The 20,257-nt window shown below is 67.7% G+C and carries 21 protein-coding genes; 13 read left to right on the forward strand and 8 right to left on the reverse strand.

The annotated features are described in order from the left end of the window. Nucleotides 1-24: 24 nt before the first annotated feature. The 8 genes from VLK31_RS08730 (at nt 25) to VLK31_RS08765 (ending at nt 9,684) form a co-directional block, all read left to right on the forward strand. Nucleotides 25-1,248 (forward strand): multidrug effflux MFS transporter, encoded by a 1,224-nt coding sequence (locus VLK31_RS08730; RefSeq protein ID WP_409167977.1) that lies wholly within the window; start codon nt 25-27, stop codon nt 1,246-1,248. Continuing rightward, nucleotides 1,248-2,708, forward strand: coding sequence for an MFS transporter (locus VLK31_RS08735; RefSeq protein WP_409167978.1), 1,461 nt, complete (start codon nt 1,248-1,250; stop codon nt 2,706-2,708). The genes VLK31_RS08730 and VLK31_RS08735 overlap by 1 nt, the downstream gene beginning before the upstream one ends. A gap of 20 nt (nt 2,709-2,728) precedes the next feature. Beyond that, nucleotides 2,729-3,403, forward strand: a complete 675-nt coding sequence (locus tag VLK31_RS08740; protein ID WP_409167979.1) for a paraquat-inducible protein A — start codon at nt 2,729-2,731, stop codon at nt 3,401-3,403. Then, nucleotides 3,400-4,146: a paraquat-inducible protein A gene (locus tag VLK31_RS08745; protein WP_409167980.1), complete on the forward strand. Its 747-nt coding sequence runs from the start codon at nt 3,400-3,402 to the stop codon at nt 4,144-4,146. Before VLK31_RS08740 ends, VLK31_RS08745 begins: the two co-directional genes overlap by 4 nt. After that, nucleotides 4,143-5,816 (forward strand): intermembrane transport protein PqiB, encoded by a 1,674-nt coding sequence (locus tag VLK31_RS08750; RefSeq protein ID WP_409167981.1) that lies wholly within the window; start codon nt 4,143-4,145, stop codon nt 5,814-5,816. The genes VLK31_RS08745 and VLK31_RS08750 overlap by 4 nt, the downstream gene beginning before the upstream one ends. After that, on the forward strand, nt 5,813-6,448 hold the full coding sequence (locus VLK31_RS08755; protein WP_409167982.1) for a membrane integrity-associated transporter subunit PqiC: 636 nt from the start codon (nt 5,813-5,815) through the stop codon (nt 6,446-6,448). The genes VLK31_RS08750 and VLK31_RS08755 overlap by 4 nt, the downstream gene beginning before the upstream one ends. Before the next feature lie 152 nt (nt 6,449-6,600). Next, nucleotides 6,601-8,163 (forward strand): MFS transporter, encoded by a 1,563-nt coding sequence (locus tag VLK31_RS08760; RefSeq protein ID WP_409167983.1) that lies wholly within the window; start codon nt 6,601-6,603, stop codon nt 8,161-8,163. Between the two features lie 33 nt (nt 8,164-8,196). Next, nucleotides 8,197-9,684, forward strand: coding sequence for a flavin-containing monooxygenase (locus VLK31_RS08765; RefSeq protein WP_409167984.1), 1,488 nt, complete (start codon nt 8,197-8,199; stop codon nt 9,682-9,684). Here the strand turns inward: VLK31_RS08765 and VLK31_RS08770 are convergent. Both VLK31_RS08770 and VLK31_RS08775 read right to left on the reverse strand, forming a co-directional pair. Next, the gene (locus VLK31_RS08770) at nt 9,681-10,223 is read right to left on the reverse strand and encodes an HD domain-containing protein (RefSeq protein ID WP_409167985.1); all 543 of its coding nucleotides are present in this window, start codon (nt 10,221-10,223) and stop codon (nt 9,681-9,683) included. The two genes, VLK31_RS08765 and VLK31_RS08770, sit on opposite strands and share 4 nt — an antisense overlap. 100 nt (nt 10,224-10,323) lie before the next feature. Beyond that, on the reverse strand, nt 10,324-10,665 hold the full coding sequence (locus tag VLK31_RS08775; RefSeq protein ID WP_409167986.1) for a hypothetical protein: 342 nt from the start codon (nt 10,663-10,665) through the stop codon (nt 10,324-10,326). A gap of 630 nt (nt 10,666-11,295) precedes the next feature. Here VLK31_RS08775 and VLK31_RS08780 point away from each other — a divergent pair. The 5 genes from VLK31_RS08780 to VLK31_RS08800 all read left to right on the forward strand — a co-directional run bounded on the left by VLK31_RS08780 (nt 11,296) and on the right by VLK31_RS08800 (nt 16,386). Next, nucleotides 11,296-11,814: a sigma-70 family RNA polymerase sigma factor gene (locus VLK31_RS08780; RefSeq protein ID WP_409167987.1), complete on the forward strand. Its 519-nt coding sequence runs from the start codon at nt 11,296-11,298 to the stop codon at nt 11,812-11,814. Between the two features lie 74 nt (nt 11,815-11,888). Continuing rightward, nucleotides 11,889-12,950 carry a FecR family protein gene (locus VLK31_RS08785; RefSeq protein ID WP_409167988.1) on the forward strand — a complete coding sequence of 354 codons (1,062 nt, stop codon included), beginning with the start codon at nt 11,889-11,891 and terminating at the stop codon, nt 12,948-12,950. A 151-nt stretch (nt 12,951-13,101) separates the two neighbouring features. After that, a complete protein-coding gene (locus VLK31_RS08790) occupies nt 13,102-15,534 on the forward strand; it encodes a TonB-dependent siderophore receptor (RefSeq protein WP_409167989.1) in 2,433 nt (810 codons plus the stop codon). 81 nt (nt 15,535-15,615) lie between these two features. Continuing rightward, a complete protein-coding gene (locus VLK31_RS08795) occupies nt 15,616-15,846 on the forward strand; it encodes a sensor histidine kinase (RefSeq protein WP_409168054.1) in 231 nt (76 codons plus the stop codon). A gap of 63 nt (nt 15,847-15,909) precedes the next feature. After that, nucleotides 15,910-16,386, forward strand: coding sequence for a VOC family protein (locus VLK31_RS08800; RefSeq protein WP_409167990.1), 477 nt, complete (start codon nt 15,910-15,912; stop codon nt 16,384-16,386). 21 nt (nt 16,387-16,407) lie between these two features. Here VLK31_RS08800 and VLK31_RS08805 read toward each other — a convergent pair whose 3' ends face one another. The 6 genes from VLK31_RS08805 to VLK31_RS08830 form a co-directional block, all read right to left on the reverse strand. Next, nucleotides 16,408-17,832 (reverse strand): MATE family efflux transporter, encoded by a 1,425-nt coding sequence (locus tag VLK31_RS08805; protein WP_409167991.1) that lies wholly within the window; start codon nt 17,830-17,832, stop codon nt 16,408-16,410. Further along, the gene (locus VLK31_RS08810) at nt 17,829-18,404 is read right to left on the reverse strand and encodes a DUF2239 family protein (RefSeq protein WP_409167992.1); all 576 of its coding nucleotides are present in this window, start codon (nt 18,402-18,404) and stop codon (nt 17,829-17,831) included. The genes VLK31_RS08805 and VLK31_RS08810 overlap by 4 nt, the downstream gene beginning before the upstream one ends. A gap of 65 nt (nt 18,405-18,469) precedes the next feature. Beyond that, nucleotides 18,470-18,913 (reverse strand): MarR family winged helix-turn-helix transcriptional regulator, encoded by a 444-nt coding sequence (locus VLK31_RS08815; protein WP_409167993.1) that lies wholly within the window; start codon nt 18,911-18,913, stop codon nt 18,470-18,472. Beyond that, nucleotides 18,910-19,275, reverse strand: coding sequence for a GIY-YIG nuclease family protein (locus tag VLK31_RS08820; RefSeq protein WP_409167994.1), 366 nt, complete (start codon nt 19,273-19,275; stop codon nt 18,910-18,912). The genes VLK31_RS08815 and VLK31_RS08820 overlap by 4 nt, the downstream gene beginning before the upstream one ends. A gap of 59 nt (nt 19,276-19,334) precedes the next feature. After that, entirely contained in the window at nt 19,335-19,841 is a 507-nt protein-coding gene (locus VLK31_RS08825; protein ID WP_409167995.1) for a hypothetical protein, read from the reverse strand. Nucleotides 19,842-19,917: 76 nt separating this feature from the next. Continuing rightward, entirely contained in the window at nt 19,918-20,253 is a 336-nt protein-coding gene (locus VLK31_RS08830) for a hypothetical protein (protein WP_409167996.1), read from the reverse strand. Between the last annotated feature and the right edge of the window lie 4 nt (nt 20,254-20,257).

Consider the following 20,257-nt stretch of genomic DNA (forward strand, 5'->3'; position numbering starts at 1 on the left):
CCCGGCTTGGCGACAATCGGGCCAATGCGTTCTTCTCCTTTCTTCAAGATGGCCCTGTTGCTGGGCCTGCTCTCGGCCATCGGGCCTTTCGCCATCGACATGTATCTGCCGGCCTTGCCGGCCATCGGGCAGAGCCTGCATGCCGACATCGGCGCGGTGCAATTGAGCCTCACGGCGTTCTTTCTTTCACTTGGCGCGGGGCAACTGCTCTACGGCCCGGTGTCCGACATGGTCGGGCGCAAGCCGCCGCTGTATGTCGGGCTTGTGCTGTTCGCGCTGGCCAGCGTGGGCTGTGCGATGGCCACCGACATCCACACGCTGATCGTGCTGCGCTTCGTGCAAGGCCTGGGCGCGGCGGCCGGCATGGCCATTCCGCGCGCGGTGGTGCGCGACCTGCACACCGGCACCGACGCGGCCCGGCTCATGTCGCTGCTGATGCTGGTGTTCAGCGTGTCGCCCATCCTGGCGCCGCTGGTGGGCAGCGTGGTGATTTCCTTTGCGGGCTGGCGCGGCGTGTTCTGGGCCGTGACCATTGCCGCGGTGGCGGGCCTGGCCATGACGGTCAAGCTGCTCGACGAAACCCGCCCCGCCTCGCAGCGCGTCGAAAGCAGCCTGGGCAGTGCGCTCGCGGCCTACGGCCTGCTGCTGCGCGACCGGCACTACCTGGGTCTGGTGTTCATCGGCAGCTTTGCCATGGCGGGCTTTTTCACCTACCTGGCCAATTCGTCGTTCGTGATGATCGACCACTACGGCCTGTCGCCCGCCATGTACAGCGTGGCCTTCGGCGTGAACGCGGCGGCCTTCATTGCGGCCTCGCAGTTCACCGGTGCGCTGGGCGAGCGCTATGGGCTGGTCAATCTGGTCAAGTTTGGCGTGGTGTGCTGCGGGCTGGCCATGGTCGCGATGTTCGTGTACTTCGCGGCGGGCGGCGACAGCATGTGGGTGCTCATCGTTCTGTACTTCATTGCCTCGGGCTTCATGGGCCTGGTGATTCCGACCACCGGTGTGCTGGCGCTCGAAATGCACGGCGCCATTGCCGGCACCGCTTCGGCGCTGCTGGGCACGCTGCAGATGCTCACGGGCGCGCTGGCCATGGCGGTGGTGGGCCTGTTCACCGACGGCCGCCCGCTGCCGATGGTGGCCGGCATGGCCGCCGGGGCGCTGATTGCGCTGGTGCTCACCTGGCTCACGCTGGGCAGCGTGCGCTCCGAGCCCACCAGAAAACCCCAACGCACCCAACAAGCCTGATGAACACGGCACGCGCAGGCGCCACGCTCCCGGTGGCCGCAGACAACAACCCGGCCCCGCAACCGCTCGACGGGCTGGCCCAGCCAGAGCGTGCCTGGGCGATGCTGGTGATCATCCTCGGGCTGATCGTGGCGGTGCTGGACGGCACCATCGTCAACCTGGCGCTGCCGGGCATTGCGCGCGAGCTGCAGGCCAGCCCGTCGCAGGCGATCTGGGTGGTCAACGCTTACCAGATCGCCACGCTGGTGATGCTGCTGCCGTTGGCCTCATTGGGCGACCTGGTGGGCTACCGGCGCGTGTACCTGGTGGGCATGGCGGTGTTCACGTTGTCGTCGCTGGCGGCCACCTTCGCCAATTCGCTGGGCACCTTGATTGCGGCGCGCGCCTTCCAGGGGCTGGGCGCGGCCGGCATCATGAGCGTGAACGCGGCGCTGGTGCGGCTGACCTATCCGTCGTCGCAACTGGGCAAGGGCATGGCGGTCAATTCGCTGGTGGTGGCCACGTCGTCAGTCGCCGGGCCTTCGGTGGCGGCGGCCATTCTGTCGGTGGCCTCGTGGCCGTGGCTCTTTGCCATCAACGTGCCGCTGGGCATCATCACCTTTGCGCTGGGCATGAAGGCGCTGCCGTTCAACCGCGTGGCGCCGGCGGCCGGGCTGCGGTTTTCTCCGGTGGACGTGGCGCTCAACATCCTGATGTTCTCGCTGGTGTTCCTGGGCGTGGACCGGCTGGGTGTGCGCGAAGGCCCGGTGCAGGGCGCCGCGGGCTCGCAGGCTTCGGCCTGGGGCATTCTGCTGGCGGGGGTGGCGGTCGGCTTCGTCTACCTGAGGCGCCAGCGCAAGCAGGCGCTGCCGCTGTTTCCCATCGACCTGCTGCGCATTCCGGTGTTCGCGCTGTCAATGAGCACGTCGGTGGCGGCGTTCTGCGCGCAGATGCTGGCGTACATCGCGCTGCCGTTTCTGCTGCTGGAGGTGTACGGGCGCAGCCACATCGAGGCCGGCCTGCTCATCACGGCCTGGCCGCTGGCCATTGTGGTGATGGCTCCCATTGCCGGGCGGCTCATCGGCCGCTACCCCGACGGCCTTCTCGGCGGCATCGGCCTGGCGCTGATGGCGGCCGGCCTGGGGCTGCTGGCGGCGCTGCCGGCGCACCCGGGCAATGCCGACATCGCCTGGCGCATGGCGCTGTGCGGCCTGGGCTTCGGGCTGTTCCAGTCGCCCAACAACCACACCATCGTGACCTCGCCGCCGGCGCACCGCAGCGGTGCGGCCAGCGGCATGCTGGGCACGGCCCGCCTCACCGGGCAGACGCTGGGCGCGGTGGTGCTGGCGGCGGTTTTCAGCTTCTGGAGTCCGCATGGCGGGCAGGGGCCGGTCGTGGCCCTGGTGCTGGCCGCGAGCTGCGCGGCGGTGGCGGCGGTTTTCAGCACGCTGCGGCTCAGGACGACAGGCCACGGCGGCTGAATGAGGTAGGGTACTTGGCTATGCAAGAAGTACCCGACACCGTGGTCTGCACGGGCTGCGACGCGCTCTACAGCCGTGCCCCGCTGCACCCGCGCGACGTGGCGCGCTGCCCGCGCTGCGGCACGGAGCTCGACCGCCACCCCGGTCAGCAAGAGCGCCGCATCCTGCCGCTCACGGTGGCCAGCCTGATCATGTTCGCCATTGCCAACCTGTTTCCCATCGTGGAGATCGAGCTGCGCGGCCTTACCAGCCAGACCACGCTGGCCGGCGCGGTGATGGCGCTGAGCGCGGAGGGCATGTCGCTGGTGGCGCTGCTGGTGCTGGCCACCACCATTCTGTTTCCGCTGCTGCAGCTGTGCATCCTGGCGTACCTGCTGGTGCCGCTGAGCCGCGAACATCGCCCGGTGGGCTTTGCGCTGCTGGTGCGCTCGATGCAGTCGCTGCGGCCCTGGGGAATGATCGAGGTGTTCTTGCTGGGCGTGCTGGTGGCCATCGTGAAGCTGTCGAGCATGGCCACCGTGGTGCCGGGGCCGGCGCTCTGGGCCTTCGTGGCGCTCACGGTGCTGCTCACCGCGGTGCTGTCGTTCAACCCCGGCGCATTCTGGGAAATGAAGTTTCGCCCGAAGGAAGAGGGCGCCGACAGCGGGCGTGACACCGACCGCGACGGAGAAAGCGAAGCCGAGGCCTCCGCATGAAGCTGTTCGGCCTTCTGCGCAAGCGCGAAGCGCCCGTGCACGACGACAACTACGAGGACGAAGAAGACGCCCCCGTCCCCACCGCCGCCTCGCTCGGCCTCATGGCATGCCCACATTGCGCCGCGGTGTGGCAAGACGCGCAGGAAGGCGACGCCTGCGGGCGCTGCGGCACGCGCCTGCACACGCGCAAGCCGCAGAGCCTCACGCGCACCTGGGCGTTTCTGATTGCGGCCTGCGTGATGTACATCCCGGCCAACCTGCTGCCGGTGATGATCACGCGCACGCTGTTCGGCGCGCAGTACGACACCATCCTGAGCGGGGTGATCTATTTCTGGGTGTCGGGCGCCTACGGCCTGGCGGCCATCGTTTTCATTGCAAGCTTTCTGGTGCCGCTGTTCAAGCTGGCAGTGCTTTTCTTGCTTGTGCTGCTGGCGCAGCGCCGCAGCAGCTGGCGCCAGCGGGAGCGCTCCAAGCTTTATCACATCATCGAAATCATCGGCCGCTGGTCGATGCTCGACGTTTTCGTGGTGTCGCTGCTGACCGGGCTGGTGCAGATCCAGGGCTTTGCGGTGATCACCGCGGGCGTGGGCATTGCAGCCTTCGGGTCGGTGGTGGTGCTGACGATGCTGGCCTCGCTGAGCTTCGACCCCAAGCTCACCTGGGACAGCCAACCGGCGCAAGCCACCCTGCAAGACAACGAGATGGCGCAGGCACATGACAACAGGGACCGGAAACCAGCATGAGTGACGAAGACCAACCCCAGCACAAACCGGCGCAGGCGCCCCCGTCGAGCGCGTCTGCCCCTGCTGCGCTGCCCAAGCCGCGCGTGGTGCGACGGCGCGAGTGGCTGCCCTCGCTCATCTGGCTCATCCCCATCGTGGCGGCGCTGGTCGGCATCACGCTGGTGGCGCGCATCCTGATGGAGCGCGGCCCCGAGGTCGTGCTCACCTTCAAGACCGCCGAAGGCCTGGAGGCCGGCAAGACGACCGTCAAATACAAAGACGTGCAAATCGGCCTGGTCACCCACCTGCGACTGGCGCGCGACCGCTCGCATGTGCGCGTGCTGGTGCAGTTCAACAAGGACGCCGAAGGCTTCACCGCCTCCGACTCGCGCTTCTGGGTCGTGCGCCCGCGGCTGGACACCTCGGGCATCTCGGGCCTGAACACCTTGCTTTCGGGTGCCTACATTGGCGCCGACGCGGGTGTGTCCAAGGAAACATCGGGCGAGTTCACCGGGCTGGAAACCCCGCCCATCGTCACGCGCGACGACTCGGGCAAGCAGTTTCTGCTGCGCGCCACCGACGTAGGCTCGCTCGACGTGGGCTCGCCGGTGTACTTCCGGCGCATCAAGGTCGGCCAGGTGGCGGCCTACGAGCTCGACGGCGACGGGCGCGGCGTGACCATGCGCGTGTTCGTCAATGCGCCCTACGACAAGTTCGTGGGCATGAACACCCGCTTCTGGCAGGCCAGCGGCATCGATGCGCAACTGAGCGCCAGCGGCTTCACGCTGCGCACCCAGTCGCTGGCCACCATCCTGCTGGGCGGCATCGCCTTCCAGGCATCGGAAAACGCCATGGGCCCGGTCGCCACGGAGAACGCTTCCTTCGCGCTGGCGCAGGACGAGGCCACCGCCATGAAGGAGCCCGACGGCCCTTCGCAAACGCTGCTGATGTACTTCAACCAGTCGCTGCGCGGCCTGACGCCGGGCGCGCCGGTCGACTTCCGCGGCGTGGTGATCGGCGAGGTCAAGTCCATTGGCGTGGAGTTCGACCGTGCCGAGCGCGAGTTCCGCATGCCGGTGCTGGTGCAGGTATACCCAGACCGCCTGCGCCGCCGCGAAACGCCGGGCGCAAGCCAGCCCGAGTCGCGCGCCACGCAGCAGGAGCGGCTGCGCTTCCTGGCGGAAAAGGGCCTGCGCGCCCAGCTGCGCAACGGCAACCTGCTGACCGGGCAGGTGTATGTGGCGCTCGACTTCTTCCCCAAGGCGCCGGCGGTCAAGGTCGACGTGACCAAGAACCCGATCGAGCTGCCCACGGTGGCCAACAGCCTGGACGAGATCCAGTCGCAGGTGCAGGAAATTGCGACCAAGCTCAACAAGGTGCCCTACGAGCAGATTGCGAACGACCTGCGCACCACGCTGGCCACGCTCAACAAGACGCTGACGGCCGCCGAGCAAACGGTCAACCGCATCAACACCGACGTCACGCCGGAGCTGGCCGCGGCCATGAAGGACGTGCGCAAGACCGTCAACACGGCCGAGCGCACGCTGGCCGACGACTCGCCCCTGCAGCAGGACATGCGCCAGACGCTGCAGGAGCTCACGCGCGCCGCCGGCTCGGTGCGCGTGCTGACCGACTACCTGGAGCGCCACCCCGAGTCGCTGTTGCGCGGCAAACCGGACGACAAGAAATGAAGACGAACAACGCACTCCTGGCACCCTTGGCCTCCTTGCTTTTGGTGGCAGGGCTGGTCGGCTGCGCCAGCAAGCCCGACAGCTACTACACGCTGGCCAGCCCGGTGGCGGCAGCCGATGCGGCGCCCTCCACCTTGGGCAGCGCCGCTCCGCTGTACATCGAGCTGGCACCCGTGGCCGTGCCGGAACGTTTTGCGCGCCCGCAGATGTTGGTGCGCCAGCCCAACGGCAGCGTGCAGGTGGAGGTGCTCGAGCAGCACCGCTGGGCTTCGTCTTTCGAGAACGAGCTGCGCGATGCGCTGTCCAGCGGCATATCGGGCCGGCTGGGTGCGCTCGACGTGACCAAGGGCGGTCGGCAGACCTCGCAGCCGGTGTGGCGCATCGCGGTGCAACTGCGGCAGTTCGACGCGGTCGACGGCGGGCGGGTCGATGCCAGCTTCAGCTGGACGCTGCGCCGCTCCGACGAGGCGCGCACTGTCGTGTGCCAGATGAACTTCGGCGAGGCCGTGGGCGGCGGCATGGACGCGGTGGCGCAGGGCGCGCAGCGCGTGACATCAGCAGCGGCTGCGGCGATGGCGCGCAGTGTGAGCGCGGCGCGGGCGAACCCCACGGCCACTGCCTGCGCGACGTGAGTATTTTTCCCTCCCCCGCTGGGGGAGGGCCGGGGTGGGGGCACGGCGGCGCTTGAACGGGCACGGCGTATGGTGCGGGGGCAGCCCCCATCCCAACCTTCCCCCAAAGGTGGAAGGAGCAATACAGGAATCCCATCGCAAGGAGACCCCCAATGGCACAGATCGGCACCACGCCCGGCGCTTGCCCTGAAGCCTCCAAACCCTGGGTGCTGGCCGCGGCCATCGTCGGCTCCAGCATGGCCTTCATCGACGGCACCGTGGTCAACGTGGCGCTGCCAGCCATCCAGGCCGACCTGCGCGCCACCGCCTTCCAGGCGCAATGGGTGGTCGAGTCGTATGCCTTGCTGCTCGCGGCGCTGTTGCTGGTGGGCGGCGCACTGGGCGACCACTACGGGCGGCGGCGCATCTTTGCCATTGGCGTGGGCATCTTCGCCGTGTCGTCCGTGGGCTGCGCGCTCGCGGGCAGCGTGCAGCAGCTCATTGCGGCGCGCGCAGTGCAGGGCGTGGGCGCGGCGCTGCTGGTGCCGGGCAGCCTGGCGCTCATCAGCGCGTCGTTCCCGGAAAAAGAGCGCGGCAAGGCCATCGGCACCTGGTCGGGCTTCAGCGGCATCACCGCGGCCATAGGGCCGGTGCTGGGCGGCTTTTTGGTCGATCACTTCTCGTGGACCTGGGCCTTCCTCATCAACGTTCCGATGGCCTTGCTGGTGCTGTGGATCGTGTGGCGCCATGTGCCCGAAAGCCGCGGCGCCTCGGCCGGCGGCGGGCTGGACGCGTGGGGCGCGCTGCTGGCGACCGCCGGGCTCGGCGGCATCGTCTACGCATTCATCGAGGCACCGACGCAGGGCTGGGGGGCGCCGGCTGTGCTCGCGGCCGTGGCCATCGGCGTGGCGGGCAGCGTGGGCTTCGTGGTGGCCGAGCGCAACGTGCGCTCGCCGATGCTGCCGCTCGGGCTGCTGCGCATCGGCAACTTCAGCGGGGCCAACCTGCTGACGCTGCTGCTGTATGCGGCGCTGGGCGGCGGGCTGTACTTTTTTCCGCTCAACCTGATTCAGGTGCAGGGCTACTCGGCCACGGTCGCGGGCGCGGCGCTGCTGCCGTTCATCTTCATCATGTTCGCGCTGTCGGGCTGGGCCGGGCAGTTGGTCGACCGCTTCGGGCCACGCATACCGCTGGTGGCGGGCCCGTCCATTGCGGCGGTGGGCTTCGCGCTGTTCGCGGTGCCCGGCGTGGGGGCGAGCTACTGGAGCGGCTTTCTGCCCGCGGTGGTGGTGCTGGGCCTGGGCATGGCGGTAACGGTGGCGCCGCTCACCACCACGGTGATGAACGCGGTCGGGCCCGACATGGCGGGCGTGGCCTCGGGCGTGAACAACGCGGTGTCGCGCGCGGCGGCGGTGCTGGCGATTGCGGTGTTCGGCGCCATCATGGCCTGGGCCTTCGACACCGCGCTGGCCGGCCACCTGCGCGACATGGGCGCGTCGGCGCAGCTCACGGCCTTTCTGCAAGGCGAGCGCAGCAAGCTGGCCGGCGCGGTGGTGCCACCGGGGCTGGACGCCGCCACCGCAGCGGCGGTGAAGAAGGCCGTGGCAGAGTCCTTCGTGGCGGGCTTTCGCTGGGTGATGCTGCTGGGCGCGGGGCTGGCGGTGCTGAGCGCGGCCAGCGCGTGGCTGATGATTCGCGGCGGGCCTGCCGCCGCACGCGGGCCCGGCCCGACATAAGCATCGGGGCCGAGCCCGACTCAAGGAGACGACATGCCCCAGCCGCAAGAAGAACACGTCGATGTGCTGATCGTCGGTGCCGGCCTTTCGGGCATCGGCGCGGCGTGTCACCTGCAGGCGAAATGCCCCGGGCGCAGCTACCTCATCTTCGAAGGGCGCGAGCGCAGCGGCGGCACCTGGGACCTGTTTCGCTACCCCGGCGTGCGCTCCGACTCCGACATGTACACCCTGGGCTACCGCTTCCGCCCATGGACCCAGGCCAAGTCGATTGCCGACGGCCCGGCCATCCTCGACTACCTGCGCGAGACGGCGGCACAGCATGGCGTGAATGAAAAGACGCGCTTCAACCACCGCGTGGTGCGCGCCGCCTGGTCCACGGCCGACGCCTGCTGGACGGTCGATGCAGAGCACGGCCCCAACCGGCTGCCGGTGCGCGTGCGCTGCAACTTTCTTTTTCTGTGCAGCGGCTACTACCGTTACGACGCGGGCTACACGCCCCCATTCAAAGGCACCGCCGACTACACCGGCCGCATCGTGCACCCGCAGCACTGGCCCGACGGCTTGGACGTGAGCGGCCAGCGCGTGGTCGTCATCGGCAGTGGCGCCACCGCCATGACGCTCGTGCCCGCGCTGGCAAAGACGGCCGCGCACGTCACGCTGCTGCAGCGCTCGCCCACCTATGTGGTGGCGCGCCCGGCCGAAGACCCGATTGCCAATCGGCTGCGCCGCGTGCTGCCCGCAAGGCTGGCGTACGGCCTCACGCGCTGGAAGAACGTGTTGCTGGCCATGTTCTTCTTTCGCCTAGCGCGGCGCCGGCCGGAGCGGGTGAAGCGGCTCATCGTCGGTGGCGTGCGGCATGCGATGGGCCCGGGCTACGACGTGGCCACGCATTTCACGCCGCGCTACAACCCGTGGGACCAGCGCGTGTGCTTGGTGCCCGACGGCGACCTGTTCGCCGCGCTCAAGTCTGGCCGCGCCGAGATGGTGACGGACCACATCGACACCTTCACGCCGCGCGGCATTCGGCTGCAATCCGGCAAGGAGCTGGAGGCCGATCTGGTGGTGACCGCCACGGGCCTCGAACTCGAAGTGCTGGGCGGCGTGCAGATCGAGGTGGACGGCCGCCGCGTCGAGCCCGCCAGCACTTTCAACTACAAGGGAATGATGTTCAGCGACGTGCCCAACCTGGCATCGTCCTTCGGCTACACCAACGCCTCATGGACGCTGAAGAGCGACCTGACCTGCGCGTATGTCTGCCGGCTGCTCAACCACATGCACAAGCACGGCTGGGCGCAGTGCACGCCTCGCAACGACGACCCCACGCTGGCGCCCGAACCGTGGCTCGACTTTTCATCGGGCTACGTGACGCGCGCGGTCGGCAAGTTTCCCAAGCAGGGCGCGCGCACGCCGTGGCGGGTGCATCAGAACTACGCGCGCGACTTGCTGAGCCTGCGCTTCGGCGCGGTGGATGACGGGGTGATGGTGTTTTCGAACCCCTTGCCGAAGGGGCGCACCGCTTAGGCCGATGCGTTGTCCGGCGCGTTGACCGGAGAGAGCAGCGTGTCCAGCTCCGCCCACAGCGGGTCGCATTGCCCGGGTCGGAACGCCGCCGCGCGAAAGGTCGGCTGCTCGCCGTGGTACGTGTCCCAGAGCCTGCGGTGCCCGTCGGCCACGCAGGCGCGCACATTGGCCAGCCGGTCGGCCGCCTTGACCACCAGCGCCAGTTCTTCGTCGCCGGTTACCAGCGCCAAGGCCGCATAGGTCTTGGCCTTGCGCTCTTTGCGGGTGTCGCCGGGCGCATCGGTCAGCAGCGCCACGCAGCGCGCGACCAGGTCGCCAAAACGTTCCTGAACCTGCGAGACCGTGGCATCGGTGTCTTCCACCACGTCGTGCAGGTAGCCGATGACCTGGGCCGTGCGGTCATAGGGCTGGAGCAGGGCGACGACGGCGTCCAGGTGGTGAACGTAAGGGTGGGGGCCGTACTTCTGGTCGCCGTGCATCGCGATGGCATAAGTGCGTGCGAGAGCGCGAGCGTCTTCGGGTGGGGTTGAAGTGGTCATGCTGACGACATTCTGAATGCGGTCGAGCAAAAGTGCGCGGAGGCAGGCCGTGCGTCCGCGCACAAGACCGCACGCGATGGCGGTCTTTGGGTGGAAAGAATTAATTTTCAAAAATCATTGCATTTTTCTTGAATATTTCAACAAAGTCTTCAATGCTGATTTCGGAAACAAGGCAATGCTTCGGCGCGCCGGGAAGCGCATTGCTTTCTATTTTTGCACCTGCTTTCTTCAAGATTGCCATGTCGACCGCCGTGATCTTGCTGTGCGCGCAGCCCTTGGCAATTTCCCAAACCGGCCCCGGCGTTCTTTTGTCGAGGCTTTTGACCTCTCCGCAATAGACACTGAGCGAGGTCGCCTTGCCGCCGGTTGTGTATTCATTGGGACGGCTTTGAATGGAAGCCACGGTGATATTGCCACCGCGTATGACGATTTGTTTGGCCATGGTCAGATCCGGCCTTATCAATTATTCGGCCGCTGGCCGTGCTTTTCCTGGTACGCGCGGCATTGCGTCAAGAGCCGGCCCGCAGCCTCCCGGATTTCTTCCTTGAACTCCTCGCCGATGCCGACCATGACCCGGGTTGTTTCGGTTTCGGTCTTGAGGACGCCAATTCGAGAAATTTCTTCCTTCAGTTGGTTCTTTGCCTTTTCAATGTCGACGTGAGAGCCAGCGACCGTGTGCGAAGGTGTTCGAATTTTTCTCGGTGCAGGTTGAGTTGAAAATTAGAATGCCATGAAAGTATTCACCCGTCTCGATGCTGAAAATTAATTCTCGAGACCGCGCTACGGTATGCAGAATCTCTAAATTGTGAAATAACCGAAAACTGTTAGACGAAGATATTTCGACGGCCTTGAGTAATTTTGTTTTCACCCAGCACTGCGCAATTGAAAAGGCGGCGCCCATGCAAATGGCCGCCTGTGTGCCCATAGGAATGCGCGAAACCCGCCAAGCCCGGGCAAGAACGCAGGGATAATCCCGGCTTCCCGTTTTCTGAATCGCATCAGGTCAGCCACGCCGTGTCGAAGCCAACCTGCCCCTGGACTTCGACCCGCCTTCTGCGGCGGTGGTGCACCTGTGTTCGAACGCTATTACCGCGAACTGCTGAGTTTTCTTTCCCGCAAGGTGTCCGACCGCGCCACGGCGGCCGACCTGGCGCAGGAGAGTTACGCCCGCGTGTACGAGGCGCAGCGCACCGGCAGCGTGGTGCGCGACCCGCGGGCGCTGCTGTACCGCACCGCCCGCAACCTGGTCACCGACCACCATCGCCGCACCAGCGTGCGCGCGGGCGGCGAGGTAGCCGGTGCGGACGAAGCGCCGGTCGAGCTCGACGACTTTATCGGCCCCGAGACCTTCGAGCCCGACACCATCCTGTCGTCCAGCCAGGGGCTGGCGGCCATGGTGGAAACCATCGACAAGCTGCCCCTGCGCTGCCGCGAAGCCTTCGTGCTCTACAAGTTCGACGGCCTCTCGTATGCCGAGGTGGCCGAGCGCATGGGCATTTCGGTGCGCACGGTGGAGATGCAGCTGCGCATCGCCATGGACGCTTGCTGGGCGTGCCAGGAGCGCACGCATGGCCCGCAAGGCCCCCGATGAACAAGAAGCGAGAACGCGCGCTACCGGGTTTTGCACCGCTCGCGCGTCTACATCCATAGGAGCGCTCGCCGAGCATGACCCCACCATTGCCGCCGCCATCACCGCTATCACCGCCACCACAGCCGGAAGACGCATCGCGCCTGCGACAGGAGGTGCTGGAGTGGTTTGTGCGCCGCCAGCGCGAAGACTGGTTCGCCTCCGACGAAGAGGCGTTCCAGGCCTGGCGCGCGGCCGACCCGCAGCATGGCGAGGCCTACCGCCAGTGGGAGTCGCGCTGGAAGCTGATGGACGCGATTTCGCCCGAGACGGTGGCGGCCTGGCGCAGCGGCTTCGCGGGCAACGCGCCGGCCCCCACGCGCCGCGCCTTCCTGCGGCCGGCGTTGGCCCTGGCCGGCGCGGGCATGGCCGTGGGGGCGGGGTACCTGGGCTGGAGCCACCTGCAGGCGCAGCCCGTGTTCGAGCAGGCCTTTGCCACCCAGCGCGGCCAGCAGCTCGACGTGCCGCTGCCCGACGGCACCCGCCTGCGGCTGGACACCGCCACCCGCATCGAGATTCGGCTGTTTCGCGACCGCCGCGAGGTCACGCTGCACGATGGCCAGGTGGTCTTCGCGGTACAGGCCGACGCGACCCGCCCGTTCGACGTGCTGGCCGGGCCGCTGCGGGTGCGGGTGGTCGGCACGCGCTTTGCCGTGCGCTACACGCCGGGCATGGCCGGCGCTCAGGGCCGTGAAGGCGCTCGGGTGTCGGTGGAAGAGGGCAAGGTGCGCGTCGCGCGCAACGCGGCGGCGAAGGAGGCTCAGGAGGCTCAGGCCGTTTTTCTCACCGCGGGCCAGCAGGTGGAAAGCGACGCGCAGGGCGTGCTCACGGCCGTGTCGGCGGTGCCGCGCGAGGGCATCGCGCCGTGGCGCGAACACCGGCTGAGCTTTGTCGACACGCCGCTCTCGCAAGCGCTGGCCGAGCTGGAGCGCTACGGCAACACCGGCCTGGTGGTGACCGACCCGCCGGTGGCGGCGCTGCGCCTGAGCGGCACCTTCGACCCGCGCGACCCACGCACGCTGCGCCGCGCGTTGCCTAGTGCCTTGCCGGTGCGGCTGAAAGAGGCCGGGGCGGTGGCCGAGATCGTTTCGGCCCACTGACCCCGCCCGCCCGCCCGGCGCAGCCGTGGTCCATCCCCCCGCACGGCGGGGTTCCAAAAAATTATTTCTTCGCGGATACGGGATTTCCGCCGGCTCATGCGTCAGCCCAGATAAGAACTGTTTGTATTCACTACCTGGAAGACGCTTTTTCATGAACCGCTTGAAGATGAAGCCGGCCCCGCTGGCGCTGGCCCTTGGCCTGGCCCTGCCGCTGGCCTTGGCGAGCTCGCCGCTGCTGGCACAGCCGCAAGGCGAAGGCAGCACGCAGCAAATTCGCATTGCCGCGCAGCCGCTGGCCGAGGCGCTGAACGATTGGGCGCGGCAAACGCGCATTCAGCTCGTGGTGCAGCAAAGCCTGGTGGCCGGCAAGACCGCGCCGGCCATCTCCGGCAACCTGACGCCGCGCCAGGCACTCGACCGGCTGCTGTCCGGCAGCGGCCTGGCCGCCACCATGGAGGGCAACGCCGCGGTCATCAAGACCGCGCCGGCCACCAGCACCACCACCGGTGCCTCGACCTTGCCGGCCGTCACGGTCACGGCCGACGGTGAAGACAGCGCCACCGGCCGCGTGCAGGGCTACGTGGCCAAACGCAGCGCCACCGGTACCAAGACCGACACGCCCATCATCGAAACGCCGCAGTCCATCTCGGTGATCACGGCCGACCGCATCGAGGCCATTGGCGCCACCAACCTGAAAGACGCGCTGGGCTACACGCCGGGCGTGTCGACCACCACCTACGGTGCGGACTCGCGCTACGACTGGATCTCGCTGCGCGGCTTCGACGCCTACTCGCCGGGCTTCTACCTGGACGGCCTGCCGCTGCGCAACAACAGCACCTGGGGCGTTTGGCGCACCGAGAACTACGGCGCCGAGCGCATCGAGCTGCTGCGCGGCCCGTCGTCGGTGCTGTACGGCATGAGCGGGCCGGGCGGGGTGGTCAACGTGGTTTCCAAGCGGCCCACGGCCGAGCCCGTGCGCGAGCTGCAGGTGCAGTTGGGCGACCACAACCGCAAGCAGGTGGCGGGCGACTTCTCGGGCGCGCTGGACGCCGACGGCAAGGTGCTCTACCGCATTACCGGCGTGCTGCGCGACGCGCAACTGCCGGCCCTGAAAGAGCCCGACGACCATAGCTACATTGCGCCGTCGCTCACCTGGAAGCCGTCGAGCGACACCACGCTCACGCTGCTGTCGCAGTTCACCCGCACGCGCAGCGGCGTGTACACCCGTGCGCGGCCGAAGATCGGCTCGCTGGAGCCGACCGCCATCGGCACCTACATTCCGTCGACGCTGTCGGTGGGCGAGCCCGGTTTCGACCGCTTCAACCAGGACCAGGAGATGCTCGGCTACCAGTTCGAGCACCGCATCAACGACACCTGGACGGTGCGGCAGAACGCGCGCTACGCGCACCAGAAGCTCGACTACAAGGGCACGCAGCTGTCGGGCTTTGCCACGGTAAACCCCGACTTTGCCGCCGACCCGGCCAACTTTCAGCTGCTCGCGCGCAGCGTGTTCGGCAGCCGCGAGAACATTGGCGCGGTGGCGCTCGACAACCAGGCACAGGCCGACTTGCGCTGGGGCGAAACGCAGCACAAGGTGCTGGTGGGCCTGGACTACCAGCGCACCCGCATCGACCAGTTCACCTTCAGCGGGGGCAGCGCTTCGCTGCTGAACGCCTATGCGCCGGTGTACGGCGGCCCCATCCATGTGCCCGCGCCGTACTTCGACGGCATCACCCGCCTCACGCAAACGGGCGTGTACTTGCAGGACCAGATCAAGTGGGGCGAGCGCTGGACGCTGACGCTGGGCGGGCGCTACGACAGTGCGAACAGCACCATCGACAGCCGCCTGGACGGCTCGCGCCAGCGCATTCGCGACCACAAGCTCACCAGCCGCGCGGGCCTGGTCTACCTGCACCCGAGCGGCTGGGCACCGTATGTGAGCTACTCGGAGTCGTTTGCGCCCACGGGCGTCATCGACCCGGTGTCGGGCGATCCGTTCAAGCCCGAGAGCGGCAGGCAGTACGAGGCGGGCGTGCGCTACCAGCCGCCTGGCCGCAAGGAGATGTACAGCGCGGCCGTGTTCGACCTGCGGCGCAAGAACTACATCAGCTACGACGGCAACTTCCTGCCCAAGCAGACCGGCGAAATCTCGGTGCGCGGGCTGGAGCTGGAGGCCACCACCGAGCTGGTGGCGCGCATGAACCTGACGGCGTCTTACAGCTACACGCCGCGTGCCGTCGTCACGGCCAGCGCCAACCCGAGCGAAGTCGGCAAGCAGGCCACGGCCGTGCCGCGCCACCGGCTGTCGGTGTGGGCGGACTACCGCTTTGCCAATGGCGTGAAGGTGGGTCTGGGTGCGCGCTACACCGGCGCGAACTATGGCGACGGTGAATCGGTGGCGCCGAACCGGGTGCCGGCGTCCACCGTGTTCGACGCCATGGTCGGCTACGACATCGACCGCTGGAGCCTGGCGCTGAACCTGCGCAACCTCACCAACAAGACCTACATCGCCAACTGCGGCTACGGCAACTGCTACTACGGCTATCCGCGCACGGCGGTGGCCACGGCCACCTACCGCTGGTAGGGCGGGGCCGCCGCGGGCGTCATTGCTGCCGCGGCATCAGCTCGTGCAGGGCAAGGCGGTGAGCGTGAGGGCGTGGGCCTGATGCTCTCGGTGGTGGACGACGGCCCCGGCATTCCCGCGGTGGAGCATCCGCATGTGTTCGAGCGCTTCTACCGTGGGGTGGGCCAGGAGGCGAGCGGCTCGGGGCTGGGCCTGGCCATCGTGATGCAGGCCGTGCACCGCATGGGCGGGCGCGTGGCCATTGTCGAAGGGCTGTTGCCGGGCAGGGGCGTCGGGTTTCGGGTGCAGCTTGCGCGGGCCCCCACGGGTTGACAAGGGCCGCTCGCCGCCTTAACACCTACGACCTTGGTTCACCGTCAAGCGAAGGAGACCCGCATGCAAAAGATCGTTCCCTGCCTCTGGTTCGACGGCAACGGCGAAGACGCGCTGAGGTTCTACACCGCCATCTTCGCCAACTCGCGCGTGACCGACACGCTGCTCTGGGGCGACGCCCACCCCGACAAGAAGGGCAAGCTGCTCACCGCCACCTTCGAGCTAGAAGGGCAGGAGTTCATGGTGCTCAACGCCGGGCCGCAGCACAGGTTCAACCCGGCCATCTCCATGTACGTCAAGTGCGAGACGCAGGCCGAGGTCGACCGCTACTGGGAGAAGCTGCTCGAAGGCGGCGGTGCGCCCGTGCAGTGCGGCTGGCTCACCGACCGCTTCGGCGTGTCGTGGCAGGTCGCGCCCACCGCCATCATCCGCATGCTCCAGGACAAGGACCCGGCCAAGGCCACCCGCGCGATGCAGGCCATGATGGAGATGGTGAAGCTCGACATCGCCGCGGTGCAAAAGGCCTTCGACGGGGGCTGACCCGCTGAAGGCAGTGTGGCGCTACACCAGCCGGTGAATCGCCTTCTTGCGCCACACCAGCTGGTAGTAAGCCGTCTGCAGCAGCAGCATGGCGCCGAAGGTTGCGGGGTAGGCAATCCAGATGCCATCCAGCCCCAGGCGATGGCCCATCACATAGGCCACGGGCACCTCCACGCACAGGATGCACACGATGGAGATCAGCGTGGGCACCAGCACCGAGCCGCTGGCCCGCATGATCCCCGACAGCGCCGAGGCCATGCCGAACATCACCAGGCTCCACAGCATGATGTGCAGCAGCGTCTGCGCAATTTCGATGACCGGCTCGCTGGTGATGAAAAAGGCCATCAGGTGGCGCGAGAACAGGTAGCCCAGCAGCACCAGGCCGCCGGTGAGCACCAGGTTCATCAGCAGCGCCGTCTTGGCGATGGCGCCCAGCCGGTCGGCACGGCCCGCGCCGATGGCCTGCGCGCCCAGAATCGACGCGGTGATGGCAATCGAGATGGCCGGGAACTGCACGTACGCCACCACCTGGTTCACCGCACCGTAGGCCGCGGTGGCGCTGGAGCCGTGGCTGTTGACCATCGACAGCAGCACCACTTCGGCCAGCGCCACCACGATCATCTGCACGCCCGTGGGCACGCCGATCTTGAGCACCGCCTTCAGCAACTGCGGCTGAATGCGCAGATTGCGCAAGAACTCCGCGTCGGGCGCGAGCGGGCTCTTGCGTTGGCGCAACCTGAAACCCAGCCACACCGTGGCCACCACGAAGGCCACCACCGTGGCCCATGCGCCGCTGGCCACGCCAAGCTGCGGCAGGCCGCCCCAGCCGCGAATGAGCGCGGGCGTCACCATCAGCCCGACCAGCGTGGAGATGACCAGCGTGAACAGCGGCGTGACCGTGTCGCCCACGCCGCGCAGCATGGCGGTGGACATCAGGAACACGAACAGGCCCGGCATCGCGATCAGCATGATGCGGGCGTAGCGCGTGGAGTCGGCCAGCACGTCGGGCGGCGTGCCCAGCGCGGCCAGCATGGGCGTGGTGAAGATGCCGCCGAACACCGCAATCAGCAGGCCCATGAGGATGCCCACCGACAGCGTGGTGCCGGCCACCGCCTTCACCTTGGCGACGTCGCGCGCGCCCCAGGCCTGGCCGATGAGCACCGAGGCGCCCGCGCCCAGCCCGATGACGAAGGCGATGAAGAAGAACATCACCGGAAAAAAGCTCGACACCGCCGCCAGCGCGCCCACGCCGAGCATTTGCCCCACGTAGATGTTGTTCAGCGTGCCCGACAGCGACTGCAGGATGTTGCTGAGCAGCATCGGCGCCAGAAAGAAGAGAAACACCTTCCACAGCGGGCGCGATGCGTTCACGGGCGCCACGGGCACGCCTTGCAGGTTGGCTTGGGGGCCGGCGCGGGTGCCGCTGCCGGGGGTCGTCGTACTCATGAAGTGGTGCTCCAGCCGGCGGCTGACAGTGTTTGAAGGTGGGTGCGCAGATCCGCGGGCCAGGCGTCGATCAGTGCCTCGAAGCGATTGCGCTCGCCGGCAAAGAGCGCGCGGGTCGCTTCCTCGAAGCCGGGCAGGGCGCCGGCGATCACGGTCATGAAGCGGTAAGCGGCTTCGCGCGATGCGCGCACGGCGTCGCGGTCGGCGTTGACGCGGCTTGCCTCCTGAACCAGGCGCCGCAGCGCGACGGAGGCACCGCCGGGCTGGCGGTTGAGCCAGTCCCAGTGGCGCGGCAGCAGGGTGACTTCGCGCGCCACCACGCCCAGCCTCGGGCGACCCACGCCGCGCGGGGTGTCGTCATGGGTCTCGGCGCCGGCCGCATGCGCCACGACGCCGGCCTGGTTGTGAACGTCAAAGTCGAGCAGTTCGCCGGTCTGCGCATCGAATATGAGGTAGGGCGTGTTGTCCTTGTGCTCGCGCAACTGCGCCAGCACCTCGGCCTTCGTTCCCTGGGCGATGCGCTTGGGGCCGGCGAAAACAATCAGGTGGATGGGGGTCGTATCGGGTGGCATGTCAGATTTCTTTGTTCTCCCGGGGGCCGGTCGAAACGAGGTGCGTAATCTACTCGTTGGTGCGCTCAGGCGTGCGGTTCGTTGTCCTTGCACAGGGCTTGCAGCGCGTCGCGGGCACAAGACAGGCGTTCGCGCTCGATTGCTTGCACGGCGTCCTTGCAATGGGCCTCGACGGTGGTGACGGCGGCCTGCATCAGTTGCCGCCCGCCGGCACGCAGGGCCGCGTGGCGGCGCGGGTCGTTGGCGGGGCCGGCCACGCGTTCTATCAGGCCGGTTTTCTCCAGCGGCGCGAGCCGGCGTACCAGCGCCGACATCGACACGCCCAGCGTGCGCGCCAGCCGCTCCATCGGCATGCGGCCTTGGTCGGCGCGCATCAACTGGCACAGCAGGGTGAAGTCGCTGAAATTCAACCCGTGGAAGGCGCCGAGGTCTTCGTCCAACCGCTGGCTCAGGCTGGCGTGGGCTCGCGCCAGGGTCAGGCAGAACGCGAGGGCGTCGGCGCCGTTCATGGCTTGTTGTAGCCCTGTGCGCCAAAGCATTTCAGCTCTTCCTGCCAAAGCGCCAGCAGCTTTTGAAGCTCGTCGGCGCGGTCGAAGGCCGGGTCGTCGGGGCGTTCCTTCACCCGGTCGATCACCTCGATGCAAAAGTGCGCCGGGCCCTGGGCCAGCCAGTCGTGCTGCAGCGCCTTGTTGCGGTGGGAGCGCAGGTTGAGCTCGAAGCGCGCCCGGTTCATGGCGCCTTCGACGTCCAGGCTGCCCGCCACGTAGACGCGTTGGCTCGACGTGTTTCGCACGACAAACACGCCGGCCGGCCGCACGCTGTCCTTGTATTGGCGCGTCAGCGCGCGCCGGGTGTCCGATGAAATGTGCATGCGGCAAATATTACCCGGGTGAAAATAAATGCGCAATATACCCGGGTAAAAATAGCCGACTAGTTTTCCCTGAAGCGACGCCAGCCGCGCGCAATGCGCCGGTTGATGGCCCGCACCATGCGCCAGGGGCGGCTCTGGTGCACCAGCGCAAGCACCTGATCCTTCCAGGCCTTCCAGCGCGGATACCAGCGAGCGAACCAGGGAATGCGCATCAGCGGGCCTTCGACCAGCTGAAAGATCCGCGCGACGATGGCCGTGCCGATCAGCTTGGCCACCACCAGCAAAGTGACCGCGGTGGCGGCATGGCCGTTGCTGAAGAGAAAGAGCGCCAGCACTTTCACCGGCAGCAGCAACACCACCGGCACGAAGAACGCCAGCAGCGCGCCCCACGGCGGCAGGCGCCGCAACCGGTCTTCCAGCGCGGCCCAGAAGGGGAGCCGGGCCAGCCGCGCCACCAGGGCCGCCAGCGGCTCCCAGCCCCACTCCTCGAAGAGCAGCAGTGGAACAACCAGCGCGGTGGCAAGGGCACGCAACAGGGCCCGCAGAAAGCGCACGAGAGAGGTCATGCGCGAAGGGTAAGGCAACGCGCACCACATCGGCGATGTGGCGCGCGTTGCGTACCTTGCCTTCGACCGGCCCGCGCTATCTTCCCGCGGGCAGGAAGAACAGGTACTCGCCGCGGCCCAGTTCGGGCGTGACCTCGTAGCCCGCGCACAGGTCGGTGGCGCATTGAAGAATGATCACGCGCGGCCAAATGGTGGCCGACGTCGGGTAGCCCGGCATGTACTGCGGCACGTGCCACACGCCCAGGTCGCCAACCGGCTCGGCGTTGTCGGTGCCCCGGGCGTTCTGCAGACCGCTGCCCATGGGCATGCGTTCGATGCGCAGCACCTTGGGGTTGGGCGGTGCCGCCGCCGCGGCCGTTGCCAGGCTTGCCAGGCAACAGGCCGCCGTCCAGAAGAGCAGTGTCCTGGTCATCGTG

This window comes from Variovorax sp. H27-G14 (assembly GCF_046156345.1).
Taxonomy (GTDB): domain Bacteria; phylum Pseudomonadota; class Gammaproteobacteria; order Burkholderiales; family Burkholderiaceae_C; genus Variovorax.